This is a genomic window from Phyllobacterium sp. CL33Tsu, from assembly GCF_900113985.1.
Classification (GTDB): domain Bacteria; phylum Pseudomonadota; class Alphaproteobacteria; order Rhizobiales; family Rhizobiaceae; genus Phyllobacterium; species Phyllobacterium pellucidum.
Map to the genome: position 1 here is coordinate 1 of NZ_FORJ01000009.1, position 14,027 is coordinate 14,027.

Annotated in this window: 13 protein-coding genes, 1 tRNA gene, 1 rRNA gene and 1 pseudogene; 9 read left to right on the forward strand and 7 right to left on the reverse strand. The window is 58.7% G+C overall.

All coding sequences use genetic code 11. The annotated features are described in order from the left end of the window. From rrf to BM074_RS21610, 3 genes and pseudogenes are all read left to right on the forward strand, one after another. Nucleotides 1–92 (forward strand): 5S ribosomal RNA (gene rrf / locus BM074_RS21600); the annotation flags it as partial. Nucleotides 93–229: 137 nt separating this feature from the next. Beyond that, nucleotides 230–306, forward strand: a tRNA-Met gene (locus tag BM074_RS21605). A gap of 252 nt (nucleotides 307–558) precedes the next feature. After that, a pseudogene (locus tag BM074_RS21610) lies at nucleotides 559–1,040 on the forward strand (HNH endonuclease). Between the two features lie 22 nt (nucleotides 1,041–1,062). Here BM074_RS21610 and BM074_RS21615 read toward each other — a convergent pair. The 3 genes from BM074_RS21615 to BM074_RS21625 all read right to left on the reverse strand — a co-directional run bounded on the left by BM074_RS21615 (nucleotide 1,063) and on the right by BM074_RS21625 (nucleotide 4,018). Beyond that, the gene (locus BM074_RS21615; RefSeq protein ID WP_091925328.1) at nucleotides 1,063–2,037 is read right to left on the reverse strand and encodes a WD40 repeat domain-containing protein; all 975 of its coding nucleotides are present in this window, start codon (nucleotides 2,035–2,037) and stop codon (nucleotides 1,063–1,065) included. Between the two features lie 11 nt (nucleotides 2,038–2,048). Then, nucleotides 2,049–3,155, reverse strand: coding sequence for a CobW family GTP-binding protein (locus BM074_RS21620; protein WP_027229455.1), 1,107 nt, complete (start codon nucleotides 3,153–3,155; stop codon nucleotides 2,049–2,051). 116 nt (nucleotides 3,156–3,271) lie between these two features. After that, nucleotides 3,272–4,018 carry a creatininase family protein gene (locus BM074_RS21625; RefSeq protein ID WP_091925331.1) on the reverse strand — a complete coding sequence of 249 codons (747 nt, stop codon included), beginning with the start codon at nucleotides 4,016–4,018 and terminating at the stop codon, nucleotides 3,272–3,274. Between the two features lie 342 nt (nucleotides 4,019–4,360). Between BM074_RS21625 and BM074_RS21630 the strand changes: the two genes are divergently transcribed. From BM074_RS21630 to BM074_RS21645, 4 genes are all read left to right on the forward strand, one after another. Then, on the forward strand, nucleotides 4,361–4,852 hold the full coding sequence (locus tag BM074_RS21630; RefSeq protein WP_091925334.1) for a MarR family winged helix-turn-helix transcriptional regulator: 492 nt from the start codon (nucleotides 4,361–4,363) through the stop codon (nucleotides 4,850–4,852). A 93-nt stretch (nucleotides 4,853–4,945) separates the two neighbouring features. Further along, entirely contained in the window at nucleotides 4,946–5,866 is a 921-nt protein-coding gene (locus BM074_RS21635; RefSeq protein ID WP_091925337.1) for a DMT family transporter, read from the forward strand. Nucleotides 5,867–5,963: 97 nt separating this feature from the next. Then, nucleotides 5,964–6,983 (forward strand): LacI family DNA-binding transcriptional regulator, encoded by a 1,020-nt coding sequence (locus BM074_RS21640; RefSeq protein ID WP_091925340.1) that lies wholly within the window; start codon nucleotides 5,964–5,966, stop codon nucleotides 6,981–6,983. A gap of 83 nt (nucleotides 6,984–7,066) precedes the next feature. Further along, entirely contained in the window at nucleotides 7,067–7,528 is a 462-nt protein-coding gene (locus BM074_RS21645; RefSeq protein ID WP_091925343.1) for a hypothetical protein, read from the forward strand. A gap of 4 nt (nucleotides 7,529–7,532) precedes the next feature. Here the strand turns inward: BM074_RS21645 and BM074_RS21650 are convergent, their stop codons facing one another. After that, nucleotides 7,533–8,303 carry a gamma-glutamyl-gamma-aminobutyrate hydrolase family protein gene (locus BM074_RS21650; protein ID WP_091925346.1) on the reverse strand — a complete coding sequence of 257 codons (771 nt, stop codon included), beginning with the start codon at nucleotides 8,301–8,303 and terminating at the stop codon, nucleotides 7,533–7,535. 243 nt (nucleotides 8,304–8,546) lie between these two features. On the opposite strand from BM074_RS21650, the gene BM074_RS21655 reads away from it, so the two are divergent. Continuing rightward, nucleotides 8,547–9,653 (forward strand): TRAP transporter substrate-binding protein, encoded by a 1,107-nt coding sequence (locus BM074_RS21655; protein WP_027229460.1) that lies wholly within the window; start codon nucleotides 8,547–8,549, stop codon nucleotides 9,651–9,653. 65 nt (nucleotides 9,654–9,718) lie between these two features. Here BM074_RS21655 and BM074_RS21660 read toward each other — a convergent pair whose 3' ends face one another. Both BM074_RS21660 and BM074_RS21665 read right to left on the reverse strand, forming a co-directional pair. Continuing rightward, complete coding sequence (locus BM074_RS21660) at nucleotides 9,719–11,521, reverse strand: TRAP transporter large permease (protein ID WP_027229461.1); 1,803 nt, start codon at nucleotides 11,519–11,521, stop codon at nucleotides 9,719–9,721. Next, complete coding sequence (locus BM074_RS21665; RefSeq protein ID WP_027229462.1) at nucleotides 11,514–12,098, reverse strand: TRAP transporter small permease subunit; 585 nt, start codon at nucleotides 12,096–12,098, stop codon at nucleotides 11,514–11,516. The genes BM074_RS21660 and BM074_RS21665 overlap by 8 nt, the downstream gene beginning before the upstream one ends. 262 nt (nucleotides 12,099–12,360) lie before the next feature. Between BM074_RS21665 and BM074_RS21670 the strand changes: the two genes are divergently transcribed. Then, complete coding sequence (locus tag BM074_RS21670; RefSeq protein WP_027229463.1) at nucleotides 12,361–13,110, forward strand: SDR family NAD(P)-dependent oxidoreductase; 750 nt, start codon at nucleotides 12,361–12,363, stop codon at nucleotides 13,108–13,110. Here BM074_RS21670 and BM074_RS21675 read toward each other — a convergent pair. Then, complete coding sequence (locus tag BM074_RS21675; protein WP_091925349.1) at nucleotides 13,107–14,006, reverse strand: branched-chain amino acid ABC transporter permease; 900 nt, start codon at nucleotides 14,004–14,006, stop codon at nucleotides 13,107–13,109. The two genes, BM074_RS21670 and BM074_RS21675, sit on opposite strands and share 4 nt — an antisense overlap. Nucleotides 14,007–14,027: the final 21 nt, after the last annotated feature.

The following is a 14,027-nucleotide window of genomic DNA, read 5'->3' on the forward strand; positions in this document are numbered from 1 at the left end:
CGCACCCGATCCCATTCCGAACTCGGCCGTGAAACGCCCCTGCGCCAATGGTACTTCGTCTCAAGACGCGGGAGAGTAGGTCGCTGCCAGGTCTGCCAAACGCAACAAACAAAGCTTCTCGACAAACACACAACAACAAACACAAGCGCCGCACCAAACGGCCCTTTCCATGCAAGCGCAAGCCCGCGCAACAAAGGAAAGCGCAAGCGCATACCGCACACACAATTGACGCGGGGTGGAGCAGCCCGGTAGCTCGTCAGGCTCATAACCTGAAGGTCACAGGTTCAAATCCTGTCCCCGCAACCAACATCACAAAACAACAACCCACACAAAAGCCCGGCATCCCCCGGGCTTGCGTGCGTTCAAGCGGCAAATTCAATCGAAGCCAACAGCGGCCGTGTTGGAGCCACATGAATGGTCGTCCGGTCCACTGTCAGATCCGTGTAGTGGAATAGCCCAGTAGGGGCAGTACGATCCCCAGAATCGGTCCACAACAGGGTTCGCTCGCTCCAGCATCGGCCTTGTGGCCTTAGCCGTGGAGCGTGCTAGAAAACTTTCATGGGATTCGGGGTTTTCATTCACCGCTCAGATTCGATCTACGACGATAGCCCGGCTGAACGATATCAGTTCCCGAGCCAATATCTTGGGCGTGTCCAGGCGTGCGTAGGTGACTGGATCATCTATTACGAGCCGAGAAAGGTGGCAGAAACGCGTGGTTACTTACGACAAGCGATGCGCGGTCACTGGACTGAAACTCATCAATGGTCAACGCGGCGCATATCCGCCCGGTCGAAGCCAACGGACCAGATATTTTGACGAATGGCGTGGCCCTTTCCGGAACCGTGCACTGGATGCTCGATCGAGGACTGATTGCCTTCTCCGATGATCTGGAGATTTTGATCTCGCGACAGGCGAATGATCCAGAAGGTATCCAGATGCTCTTCAACAAGACTGGCCGAGCAATCGTTCCACAACGTGTCAGTCAAAGACCGCATCCACATTTCTTGCGGTGGCATCGAGAAAATTGCTTCAAACACTGAACGCTTGATGTGCCGTCAGCCGTCAGGCCGTTATATCCACGACCCCGCAATCGCCGGCGTCCGAACCGAAGACCAGCCGATGGCCTGACGCATCCCAATTCATTGCTGAAACCGCACCCTTGCCGGGGCGGCGCAAAAGCACTTCCTTCTGGTCGGTGAAGCGGGCAACAAGGATCATGCCATCCGAATAGCCGATCGCGACGATCTCCTCAATTGGATGGCAGGCGACGGCGGTGACGACACTGTCGCCGCGCGTTCCAAGTTCCAGCGGCGCCTTGCCCATTGGGCCATCCTTGCCGGCAAAGGGCCAGACAATGGCAGCGGGCGCACCCGACGTCGCCAGCCATTTGCCCTTCACGCTCCAGGACCAGCTCTTTACCTTGTTCGGATAGCCGGTCATGCGCATGTGGCGGCTGTCTTCGAGCCGCCAGCCATGCAAGGCATTCTCCTGCATCGATGTGACCAGAAACCGGTTGTCGGGGGAGAAGATCACGGAGACGTGGGCGCCCTTCCACTCGAGTTCCGTCGGCGCACTGTTCGTCGCTGGCCAGTGCAGCGTAACGCCATTATAGCGGGCAACCGCAAGCCGGAGACCCTTTGGTGCGAAAGCGAGGCCCTCGGCGCTGCGTTCATGGGAAAACTCGCGCAATGTTCCGTCAGCTGAACGGACCCATGCCGAGCGGCCTGAACCAAAGGCAATCGCTCCACCGGGCGCGGCAGCGAGCGCGGTAATCCACTTGCGCGGCAGCTTGCTCAGTTCTGTTGCTTCGCCGTCGAGCCCGGTCGAACAAACCCGGCCGTCCTCTCCGCCCGTAAGCAGTGACTTACCATCTGCCGAAAGAACCGCGCATAGGAGGCCGTCGTGGACCTCGCTCGTCTTATGACCGTTGTCGAGGCGATGGACCGTGCCATCGGCCAGGGCAAAGAATGGAACGTCCCGGATGAAGCGCGCATCGACGCAATGGCCGGCCAGATCGAGCGGTGCAATTGTCGGCATAAGGGCTTGTCCTAGAGGCAGCTTTCAAGGCCAGCCTTAAGGGCGGCATGATCAAGTTGACGGCCGATGAACACCAGTCTGCTCTCGTGTTTTTCGCCATCCTTCCAAGCGCGCTGATGGTCGCCTTCGATGATCATGTGCACACCCTGGATAACATAGCGCTCTGGATCGTTCTTAAAGGCCATAATCCCTTTGAGGCGCAGGATGTTCGGACCCTGTTCCTGGGTGATCTTCTGAACCCAGGGGAAGAATTTGTCGGGGTTGAGTTCGCCGGTGCGCAGCGAAACCGACTGGACGGTCACATCGTGAATGGGTGACGCGTGATCATGATGATGATGCGCGTGGTCGTGGTCGTGGTGCTCATGATCATGATCATGATCGTGATGGTGGTGATCACAGTCCGGACCGCAGGCATGGTCCGGATGATCATGATCCAAGAAGTGCGGATCGCTTTCGAGCGCGCGCTTCAAGTCGAACGCGCCGCGGTCAAGCACACGGGAAAGGTCAATGCCGGCGCGCTCGGTACGATGAATGACGGCATGCGGGTTGATGGCACGAACCGTCGCTTCGACGGCTGCAAGTTCATCGGCGGAGACGAGGTCGGTCTTGTTCAGAAGGACGACGTCGGCGAAGGCGATCTGGTCTTCGGCTTCTCGGCTGTCCTTCAAACGCAGCGGCAGATGCTTGGCGTCGACCAGGGCGACGACGGCATCAAGCGCGGTCTTGCTGCGCACGTCATCGTCCATGAAGAAGGTCTGCGCCACCGGAACCGGATCGGCAAGCCCCGTCGTTTCGACGATGATGGCATCGAACCGGCCCGGACGGCGCATCAAGCCCTCGACGACCCGGATCAAATCGCCGCGAACGGTGCAGCAAATGCAGCCATTGTTCATTTCGTAGATTTCTTCGTCGGATTCGACGATGAGGTCGTTGTCGATGCCGATTTCACCGAACTCATTGACGATGACGGCATAACGCTTGCCATGGTCTTCGCTGAGGATGCGATTGAGCAGCGTCGTCTTGCCGGAGCCAAGATAGCCGGTCAATACGGTTACCGGGATCTGGGCTGCGCGCCCCGTTGCTGCCGCGGCAGCGGATGTCGTTTGAGCTTCACTCATCGTGCGCCTCTTTGGATGGATTGACCCACGATATAGGTGATAAGATTACATATTGCCACACCAAACGCCTTCAATTGCGTGAATGGCTGCATCAATCGCGTTGAGCATTGATGGTTTTAGACAAGAACAGCCGGATCAAACCGGTCGACATCCTCAATGAGCTCGACGAGTCCTTTGACGCTATGGGCCATAATCGCTTCGCCTGCCGCTGCGGTTGCGCGTGCCGCGTCGCCGGCAACCCCTTGCGGGTTGAGATCACTCATCTTCCAGCCAAAGGCGTGCGGGCCATAGGCGCGCAGGTGCCTGTAGTCTTTCGCAAACTGTCGCTGTCGAGAATCGAAGGTTCCCGCCTTGGTCATATCCACATATTGCGGATAAAGCGCCAGCATCACCGAGGTCTCGATGAAACCGCCGTGAATATCCAGGGCCTTCTCGTCGGGGGAAATAAATCCCTCCGGCAGCCCAAATCGTGTCCAGCTCGTTGCCACCGCAAGCATGTTGAAACGGATACGGAGTTCTGTCGCAACGATTGTCGTCAAGGGCGAATTGCCGCCATGGGCATTGAGGATGACAAGTTTGCGAATACCGCGTTGCGCCAGCTTTTCGCCAATACCGATCCAGCGATGCACCGCCTCGTCGAAGGCGAGCGTCCGCGTGCCGGCGACGTCCATGTGCTCGATTGAATAGCCAACGGGCTCGACCGGCAGCCATTCGATGAACAGCGTCTTGGAAAGCGCTGCCTTCAGCCGCGCGGCCAATCCGGTTGCGATCAGCGTATCGGTTTCGAACGGTAGATGCGGGCCATGCTGCTCGTGAGCGCCAAGGGGCAAAATGGCGATCATATGTGTTGAGGATATCGGCATGAGGTGCTCATCTGTCGGGCGCTTCGGCTGATCATATCGGTATCCGCAAGCGGAGGAAATGCCGCTCCTACATCTTACGGCGTATAAGCAATGCGCTTATTATTGCTTCACGAGCAATTCGTCGGCAAATTTCATCAGATTGTCATATAAGCGTTGTAACGCGATTTTGCCGGGCGGATATTGGGTATAAGTCAACTGTGGCGTGCGCTCTTCGGCGAGCAAATAGCTCGTTCCTTCGTAACTGTCTGCGTAATAAACTTTGTCTGTTAACTGCCATCCACCAAACAGAGCTAGCCGTCTTATCATCAACGGAACAACGCTGAAAAGCGAGCAGGAGTTTGAATGGTCAAGGATCGTAAGCCCCTCATTCTTCATCGTCTGCAATCGACCGCGCGGCTGACGCGGACGGCATTGGCGATGCGGCTCCTCGGCCACGGCTTCTATGCGGGGCAGGATGCCGTAATGCTGCAACTTGCCCACGAGGACGGCCTTTCACCCAGCATTCTTGCCAAGCGGCTGGGCGTGCGCCCGCCAACGATCACCAAGACGATTTCGCGACTGCAGACCCAGGGATTCGTCAAGAAGCAGGGCTCGACGACGGATCAGCGCCAGGCTCATATTTTCTTGACCGAAACCGGCAATGAAGCGATCAAGGCCATCGAAAAATCGATCCGCAAGACGGAAAAGGATGCGATGAAGGGTTTCGACAAGAAGGAGCGCAAAGCCTTCGTCAAGATGCTCTCGCGCCTCGAGGTCAATCTGTCGACAGCCGAGCATCTGCGCCAGACGGCGGCCGAAGAGGATCACGACGATGAGGACGCTGACGAGGAGTGATTATTCGTCGAAAGTTTTTGCAATCGGCGGTTACAAAGTAGCTTATTTTGTTATCATGGGACTCGCTTCCGCCCGCCTGATTGGTTTGTTTCCTTGCCTTCCACACCCTCTACGTCACAGGACTCTGCGCCGTTAGCGGCGATCCTTTATATTTTCGCAACTGGGTTCCTGTTTTCCTGTCTCGACTCCAGCGCCAAATATTTGGTGTTGTCCGGCGTACCTACCGCATTCGTTTCATGGATGCGGTTCGTCGAGCACACGCTGCTGGTCCTGATCTTCTTTCGGCCATGGTCCAATCCCGGCATATTCAGGGCGCGCAACCTGCCGATGCAGATATTGCGCGGCATCTGCCTGTTCGGTTCGACCTATTTCAACTTCTACGCCCTGCAGACCATGCAATTGGCCGAAACGATGACGATTACCTTTGCCGCGCCCATGGTCATCACGGCGCTCGCCGGACCCATCCTTGGAGAATGGGCAGGCTGGCGGCGCTGGCTTGCCATCATCGTCGCCTTCATGGGCGTTTTGATCATTGCGCGTCCGGGATTTGGCGAGCTCAATCCAGGCCTGCCTTATTCGATCACGGCAATGCTGAGCTATTCATTCTATGTCCTGCTCACGCGCAAGATGGCCGCGACTGAATCGCCGGAAAGCCTCATCTTTTATTCCGCCCTTGCGCCGGCGATCCTGATGTCGCCGGCAATTACGCAGGCGGTCCTTCCGCAAACGCCGTTCCAGATCCTGCTTCTATGTCTTCTGGGCTTTTTTGGCGGACTTGGTCATTTCCTCATCATTCTCGCTTACAAGCGCGCAACAACGGCGGCGCTCGCTCCCTATCCGTTTCTTCAGATCATCTGGATGCTGGGTTTCGGCTATTTCATCTTCGGCCAGTTTCCGGATGCCTACACGCTATGCGGAGCCGTGATCATCATAGGGAGCGGCCTTTACGTCGTACACCGCGAGCGGCAGTTGCGAGCGGTCGCAAAGTCCCGCCAGGACCGCAAGAATGGCTGACCGTATGCGTAACGAAAGAACTTTGATTTATTCGGTTGCGGTGGCATAACGCCGTGTAAAGATTACATTTGTCGGACGACACTGCGGGAGGCGGTTTTTGGCGCAAAAGATCAAACTATCGACGATTGCCGACGCGCTGAAAGTGTCCACTGCGACCGTTTCGCTGGCCCTGCGCGATAGTCCTCTCGTCGCCGATCAGACGCGCGAGAAGATCAAGGAACACGCCCGAACGATCGGCTACATTTACAACCGGAGGGCGGCAAGCCTGCGCACGTCGCGATCCGGCATTGTCGGCGTGGTCGTCCATGACATCATGAACCCTTTCTTCGCCGAGATCCTGCGCGCCATCGAAGGTGAACTCGACCGATCCGGGCAAACATTCATCCTTTCCAATCACTACGACCAATTGGACAAGCAGCGCACCTTCATCGATACGGTTCTGCAGCTTGGCGGCGATGGTGTCATTATGTCGCCCGCGATCGGAACGCCCGCTGAAGATATCCGCATGGCGGAAGACAATGGCCTGCCGGTCGTTCTGATCGCCCGCAGCGTCAAGGATGCGAATGTCCCGGTTTTCCGCGGTGACGACGCCTACGGCATCGGGCTTGCCACCAACCATCTCATTTCGCTCGGACATACGCGCATCGCCATGGTCGGCGGAACGGACCAGACGTCGACGGGCCGCGATCGCTACGAAGGCTATCTCCAGGCCATGCAGAAGGCCGGCCTCGAGGTAAAGCCCGAGTGGCGAATTTCGGGACCACGCACGAAGCAGGCCGGCTTCGATGCGGCGCCGCAATTCCTGGCGCTGAAGGACCACCCGACGGCGGCCGTCTGCTGGAACGACCTTGCTGCGATCGGCATGATGAACGGCATCGCCCGCGCCGGCCTCGTCGCAGGCGTCGACATCTCCGTCACCGGATATGATGATCTCGAGGAAGCAGCGATTGCGACGCCGGCGCTCACCACCGTCTGGAACGGCCAGCGCGAAGTCGGCCAGCGCGCGGCGAGGGCGCTTCTCGATCAGCTCAATGGCGCCGACACCCATGCACGCCAGGAATTGATCAAGCCTGAACTGCGCATCCGTCAATCCACCTCCAAGCCGAAAGAGCGCTGACGCGCGCGCTGCGACGATGGTTCACGGTTCATTAACGCTACGGGACTAGGGTTTTCGAAAGAGTGACCCCTGTGGAGCTTGGCATGAAACCCGCCAACACGGTCTTGCTCGCCCTTGTGAGCGCAGTTGCAGTCATCGCCATGTTTCTTGATTTCGCCACCTACACGTCAGGTGGGGAAACGAATGTCGATACGGCGACCACCGCGTCGATCACCAGCGAAGAGCCGAGACAGAACGATATTCTCGATGTGCCGACATTCGTCATCAGCGGCCCGGGCGGCAGTGCGAAATGCAAGGCTTTTCCCGCTGAGAACGGTCTTCCCGGCCACAATGCGCTGACGATCGAGCAGGGCTGCGCCGGGCTCTATCCGCCGCTCGCGCAAGCCAGGACCTGGCACAATAATGAGGACGGGACGATTGACCTTGCCGATGATACGGGCCGAACCATCGTCGCCTTCAGCCCGGGTGATGGGCTTGCCTATATCAGCATCGAACCGCGCTCCGTCGTCCTGTCGATGTCCACCGAAGGCGTGTTGACGTACTAGATAATTATTCGGCTGCGTGCAGCCGCTCGCGGCTCGCCTTGTGCGCGCGCGCCGCATCGCCGAAAGCGGCGAAAATCTTGCGCGACGGCGAATCGGTCTTCACCCAGTATTCCGGATGCCATTGCACGCCGACGGCGAAGTTGCGGGCGGTCTTCACCGATACGGCTTCGATCGTGCCATCTTCGGCAACGGCTTCGATCTCGAGCGCGGGCGCTGGCTTCTCGATGGCCTGGCGGTGGACCGAATTGACCTTGATCGAATCGCTGTTCATGACGCCGGCAAGACAGGAGCCCGGTTTAATGCGTATCGGATGACGAATGGCAAAGCGTTCTGCTTGCTGATCCGACTGCGGGGCGCGATGGTCCATGCGGCCATCGAGTTCCTGAATTTCCGTGGCGAGCGTTCCACCAAGCGCGACGTTCAACTCCTGAATGCCGCGACAAATGGCTAGAAGCGGAATGCCACGCTCGATGGCGCGCCGAATGAGCGGCAGGGAGGTCGCGTCGCGTGCCGGATCGTAGGGCTCGTGCGCCGGGCTGGGCTCCGCTCCATAGAGCGCGGGATGCACATTGGACTTGGAGCCCGTAATCAGCACCCCGTCGACCCCGTCGAGAATAGCGTCGATATCAAGCCCATTCCCAAAGGAAGGGACGATGAGCGGAATAACGCCAGCGGCATCATAGGCAGCCATCAGGTACTGATCGGGCGCTGCGTGCCAGGTATAGTTTTCGAAAGCGCGTACATCGGATGTTATGGCGACGAGGGGTTGCCGCATGGAAGTGCTCCCGCAAAGATTGTTCCCTCTATTTAGTGCAATTCCCCAGCGTTTCCAATGGCCGGAGAGACGCCGCGACATTCGCGCCGGAATCGGAATTGCGACGAGAATCCTACAACAATATCAATCCACTTAATGCCGGTGCGGCTTTGTCGGTTCACCCGCTGGACTTGAAATAGTGAGTGTGTATGGTGATCGCGGGATCGGGAGAATGGTCCAGATCAATTGTTTGGAGGAGATTTTATGGATCGTCGTTCATTTATCACAAAGGCTGGATTTGCCGGTGTCGGCGCGGCCGCAGCTACGACGCTTGCTGCGCCCGCGATTGCGCAGTCGCTACCGAAAATCACATGGCGGTGCGCGTCGTCATTTCCGAAATCGCTGGATACGATCTATGGCGGCGCGGAAGTGCTCTCGAAGTACCTGAAGGAAGCCACGGACGGGAATTTCGTAATCCAGCCATTTGCGGCCGGTGAAATCGTGCCGGGCCTGCAGGCTGCTGACGCGGCGGCAGCCGGTACTGTCGAGCTTTGCCACACGGTCGCGTACTATTACTGGGGCAAGGACCCCACCTGGGCGCTCGGCGCTGCCGTTCCGTTTGCGCTGAATGCGCGGGGCATGAATGCCTGGCAGTATCATTTGGGCGGTATCGATCTCCTCAACGAGTTCTTCAACAAGCAGGGCCTGCAGGTCTATCCCGGCGGCAATACCGGCGTGCAGATGGGCGGCTGGTTCCGCAAGGAAATCAAGACGGTCGAAGACCTCAAGGGCGTCAAGATGCGGGTCGGCGGGTTTGCCGGCAAGGTGCTCGAAAAGCTCGGTGTCGTGCCGCAGCAGATCGCCGGCGGCGACATCTATCCATCGCTGGAAAAGGGCACGATAGACGCTGCCGAATGGGTCGGACCCTACGACGACGAGAAGCTGGGCTTCCAGAAGGTTGCGCCGTTCTACTACTATCCCGGCTGGTGGGAAGGCGGTCCGACGGTCAGCTTCATGGTCAACAAGGCGAAGTGGGATTCGCTTCCGCCTGCTTACCAGTCTCTCTTCCGCACGGCAGCGCAGGCCACCGATGCCGACATGCTGCAGAAGTACGATTCGCTCAATCCGGCGGCGATCAAGCGCCTCGTCGCGAGCGGCGCGCAGCTGCGTCCGTTCAGCCCGGAGATCATGAGCGCCTGCTTCGAAGCGGCCAACGGCGTCTACGGCGAGATGGAAGCCACAAACCCCGAGTTCAAGAAGATCTGGGATTCGATCAAGGCGTTCCGCAACGAGCACTTCCTCTATGCGCAGGTCGCGGAATATTCCTTCGATACGTTCATGATGATCCAGCAGCGCAACGGCAAGCTCTAGGCGCTGAATACAGCCAAAAGCAAAACCCCGGGAACCTTGCGGTCCCCGGGGTTTTTTTGTTGCCGTCACATCTTCGGTGGCTGGCTGAGGTCAGGCACCGGCGGCTGCGCCGGGGCGGCCGGTTGCCCAGGCGCTGCCGGATTTGGCGCAGGCCCACCTAAAGGCGGCGGTGAACTCAGATCGTTGGCGGGGCCACCGAGGCCGTTGCCAAGTCCGCCTCCACCCAATCCGTTGCCGAGCCCGTTGTCGCCGCCAAAACCCGGAACCTCGATCTTGATCTGCGACGGGTCGACGACCGGGCCGGTGCCTTTGTAGTGCATGACCATTTGCGGGAACATGATGGTAAGCGCCACCATCAGCACCTGGATGCCGACGAACGGCACGGCGCCCCAGTAGATTTGCCCCGTGGTGATCGGCTGGATCTTCTTGCCGGTAATCTTGTCGAGATAGGGCACCTTTGCCGCAACCGAGCGCAAATAAAAGAGCGCGAAGCCGAAGGGAGGGTGCATGAAGCTCGTCTGCATATTGATGCCAAGGAGGACGCCGAACCAGATCAGGTCGATGCCAAGCTTGTCTGCGGCAGGTGCCAGGAGTGGCACGATGATGAAGGCGAGCTCAAAGAAATCGAGGAAGAACGCGAGGAAGAAGACAAGCAGGTTGACGGCAATCAGAAAGCCGACTTCGCCCCCCGGGAGGGAGACCAGGAGGTGTTCCACCCAGACGTGCCCGTTCACGCCGTAGAAGGTAAGCGAGAACACGCGTGCGCCGAGGAGGATGAACATGACGAAGGATGAAAGCCGCGTCGTCGATGCCAGCGCCTGGTTGATCACGGTCATGTTGAGGCGGCCCTTGGAGGCAGCCATCACCAGCGCACCGACAGCGCCCATCGCGCCGCCTTCGGTCGGCGTGGCGATGCCCAGGAAAATGGTGCCGAGCACTAGGAAGATCAGGGCGAGCGGCGGTATGAGGACTATGATCACCTGCTGGGCAAGCCGCGACATCGTGTTCATGCCGAACGCCCGGTCGGCGAGCGCATAGAGATAGATGGCAATGATGGCAATGGTGCCGCCCCAAATATCCGCGTTCGCACCGGCACTTTGCGCGAGCATCTTATGCGCGCCATAGGCGATGGCCCCGGCAATGACGAGGGCGACAATCAGCGATGTGACGCCGGAGCCGAGCGTGCGCGCTTCCTTGGGCAGGGCCGGCATCGAATCGCGCCTCAGGAAGGTCATGGCAAGGATGTAAAGCATGTAGAGCCCGGTCAGCACGAGACCAGGAATAATCGCACCATGATACATGTCGCCCACCGAGCGCCCGAGCTGGTCGGCAAGGACGATGAGCACGAGTGAAGGCGGAATGATCTGCGCCAGGGTTCCGGAGGCGGCGATGACGCCCGAGGCGACACGCCTGTCGTAGCCGTACCGCATCATGATGGGGAGCGAGATCAAGCCCATCGCGATGACTGAGGCCGCGACGACGCCAGTTGTTGCCGCGAGCAGCGCGCCGACGAAAATGACGGCATAGGCGAGACCGCCGCGAATGGGTCCGAAGAGCTGACCGATGGTGTCGAGAAGGTCCTCGGCCATGCCGGACCGCTCAAGAATGATGCCCATGAAGGTGAAGAATGGAATGGCGAGCAGGGTCTCATTGGACATCTGTCCCCAAAACCGGTCAGGTAGGGCATAGAGCAACGGCCAGGAGAGCGTGATGCTGCCGTTCGACAGCGGCGCAAGTTCGACCCCGACGAAGAAGAACAAAAGGCCATTTGCGGCGAGGGCAAACGCGACGGGATAGCCAATCAACAGGAAGATGATCAGCGAAGCGAACATGATCGGCGCCATGTTCTGGGCGATAAATTCAATCATTGCGCGCTCCCGCAATCGTCGCCACTTCCTGTTCCGCGATTTCCTCCATCGAAACGGGTGGGTTAGGGTCGGGCATGTCGCCGCGTATCACCGCGATTTTCTTGATGATTTCGGAGACGCCCTGGAAGCCGAGGAGTACAAACCCAGCGAGAAGAATGAGCTTGGCAGGCCACAGAATGAGGCCGCCGGCGCTTGATGAGACTTCGCCGCTGTTGAAGGAGAGCCGCACATAGGGGACGAAATAGAAGATCATCAGAATGACGAACGGCATCAGGAAGAAGAGGTGCCCGAGAAGATCGATCCAGTGCTGGACGCGCCTTGAAAATGCGCCGTAGACGATATCGATGCGGATATGCTCGTTCTGCTGCAGCGTATAGGCGGCGGCAAGCATGAAGGCGCCGCCGAAGAGATACCATTGCAGTTCGAGCCAGGAGTTCGACGAAACGTTGAACGCCTTGCGAATGATCGCATTGCCGGCGCTGACGACGACCGCCAGGAAGATCAGCCAGGCGACGGCGCGCCCGACGAGTTCATTGATACGATCGATCGTTCGCGAAATCGCGAGCAAAGCCGGCATTGGCGTCCTCCCAATTCATTCAGATAGCCGGCAATACACCCCGCTCTCCGCGGTGGCCCTCCCAGCCTTGCCTATAAGAACATCTTCGCGCACTGGTAACAGCACGATCTGAAACCATCAACAGAATTGATTAGTTCATAAAGGGATACGATAGGCCGCAGGTGCAGCGCCGGGTGGTATAACGTTCAGCAGTTGTCATGTGTCGAGCCGCGGTCTAACAGTTGCTGGACACATGATGCAGGACTTACTGGTAAAAGGGCGAATGGCAGGCGAATCTTCTCTTTCAGTTGCAGGTAAAACCATTGTGGTCACCGGTGGATCCTCCGGTCTCGGGCTGCGTATGGTGGAAGTCCTTGCGGCCAACGGCGCAAATGTTGTTTCAATCTCGCGAACGGCGGTCCCGGAAGGTTCATGCAATCCCAGAATCCTCAGCATTGTCGGGGACGTCACGAAAGCGTCCGATATCGAACGTGCATTCGATGAGGCTGAAAGCTGGAAGGGCACTGTGACGGTCCTGTTCAACAATGCCGGGGTTGCCGAGATCATCCGGGCGATAGACACGACCCGCGACCAGTTGCGCCGCATTCTCGAGGTCAATGCCGAAGGCGCGTTCTTCGTCGCTCAGGAGGCCGCCAAGCGGATGATCGCCAAAGGCGTCGGCGGCTCCATCGTCAACCTCTTGAGCATTCTTGCCGACACCCCCATCAAGGGTTCCACCGCCTACGCCATGTCGAAGGCCGCCGCTTCTGTGATGACCCGCTCGATGGCGCTTGAATGGGCGGCACATGGAATCAGGGTTAATGCGATTGCTCCCGGCTGGTTTCCGACCCGCCTCAACGAAGACCTGATGGATGGGCCGGCGCGCGGTTTCCTGAAAGGCAAGAATCCCATGCGACGCCTCGGAGAACCGCAAGATATCGATGGTGCCGTGCTCATGCTTGCGTCTGACGCGAGCAGCTATATCACCGGCACGGTCATTACCATCGATGGCGGTCACAGCCTGCAGGGTTAGATGCGCTCCTCGTCCCGGCCCGTGATGCGGGTGGCGAGTACGAAGACCAGCAGGGAAAAAACGGCGACATCCCGCCACAGAACGGAAAAATATCCGCCCCAGAGCGATTCGACCATGCCGACAAGGGCTGCGCCGCACGCAGCATGAAGCGGCCGTGAGAAGCCGCCGGCCGCGGTGATGAAGAGGATTTTCAATCCGAAGATCATGCCGGTATTGAAGCTGATATTGCCGTAGTAGAGCGCCGCCAGAAATCCCGCCAGCGCACATATGCCGTATGCGGCAAGGATGGCCTGCGTTCTCACTCGCTTCGGATCGATCCCGCACATGGCGGTTGCCTGCGGCTCGTCGCTCACGGCACGCCAGATACGTCCCGCCGCCGTTCGCAGCATGATCGCTTCACCGCAAGCGATCACGGTGAGCGCCACAGCGATGTTGAGAACCTGCATCTGGGTGAGGCTGATATCCACCTGCGGGCCAAGGACCGGCATTGGTTGCGACAGCATGGGCGGAAGCCAGTAATCGCGCGTGTTGGCAGCGATGCGGGAAAGCTCGGCAAGAAATATGCTGAGGCCAAGGGTTGCGACAAGGATCGTGTTGCGCGTGCCGGCTTCGAGCGGCGCATAAATCACCCTAGCGATTACATAGCCGCCGGTCATGACATAGACGAGAGCGATCAGCAGACCGAAGGCCAGGGCGGCGGGCAGGGTCATCCAGAGGATCGACCAGGCAAAGGCCGCGACAAGAATAAAGGTCTGCCCGGAAAAGGCAAAGATTGCGCCGAGCGAAAGGTCGGTTCTGTGCGTGAGACCGTGGATCAGGACATAGCCATAGGCAAGCAGCGCGTAGAGTGCCGCATTGTGGATTCCGTTCAACAGGAGCTGCAGGAAATAGGTCAATCACTCCTCGCCTTTGCAACT

What these genes read in the sequence shown, in the direction of transcription:
- BM074_RS21615 (WP_091925328.1), bottom strand. Translation starts at nt 2,037, where the DNA reads ATGCCGACAATTGCACCGCTCGATCTGGCCGGCCATTGCGTCGATGCG.
- BM074_RS21620 (WP_027229455.1), bottom strand. Translation starts at nt 3,155, where the DNA reads ATGAGTGAAGCTCAAACGACATCCGCTGCCGCGGCAGCAACGGGGCGC.
- BM074_RS21625 (WP_091925331.1), bottom strand. Translation starts at nt 4,018, where the DNA reads ATGCCGATATCCTCAACACATATGATCGCCATTTTGCCCCTTGGCGCT.
- BM074_RS21630 (WP_091925334.1), top strand. Translation starts at nt 4,361, where the DNA reads ATGGTCAAGGATCGTAAGCCCCTCATTCTTCATCGTCTGCAATCGACC.
- BM074_RS21645 (WP_091925343.1), top strand. Translation starts at nt 7,067, where the DNA reads ATGAAACCCGCCAACACGGTCTTGCTCGCCCTTGTGAGCGCAGTTGCA.
- BM074_RS21650 (WP_091925346.1), bottom strand. Translation starts at nt 8,303, where the DNA reads ATGCGGCAACCCCTCGTCGCCATAACATCCGATGTACGCGCTTTCGAA.
- BM074_RS21655 (WP_027229460.1), top strand. Translation starts at nt 8,547, where the DNA reads ATGGATCGTCGTTCATTTATCACAAAGGCTGGATTTGCCGGTGTCGGC.
- BM074_RS21660 (WP_027229461.1), bottom strand. Translation starts at nt 11,521, where the DNA reads ATGATTGAATTTATCGCCCAGAACATGGCGCCGATCATGTTCGCTTCG.
- BM074_RS21665 (WP_027229462.1), bottom strand. Translation starts at nt 12,098, where the DNA reads ATGCCGGCTTTGCTCGCGATTTCGCGAACGATCGATCGTATCAATGAA.
- BM074_RS21670 (WP_027229463.1), top strand. Translation starts at nt 12,361, where the DNA reads ATGGCAGGCGAATCTTCTCTTTCAGTTGCAGGTAAAACCATTGTGGTC.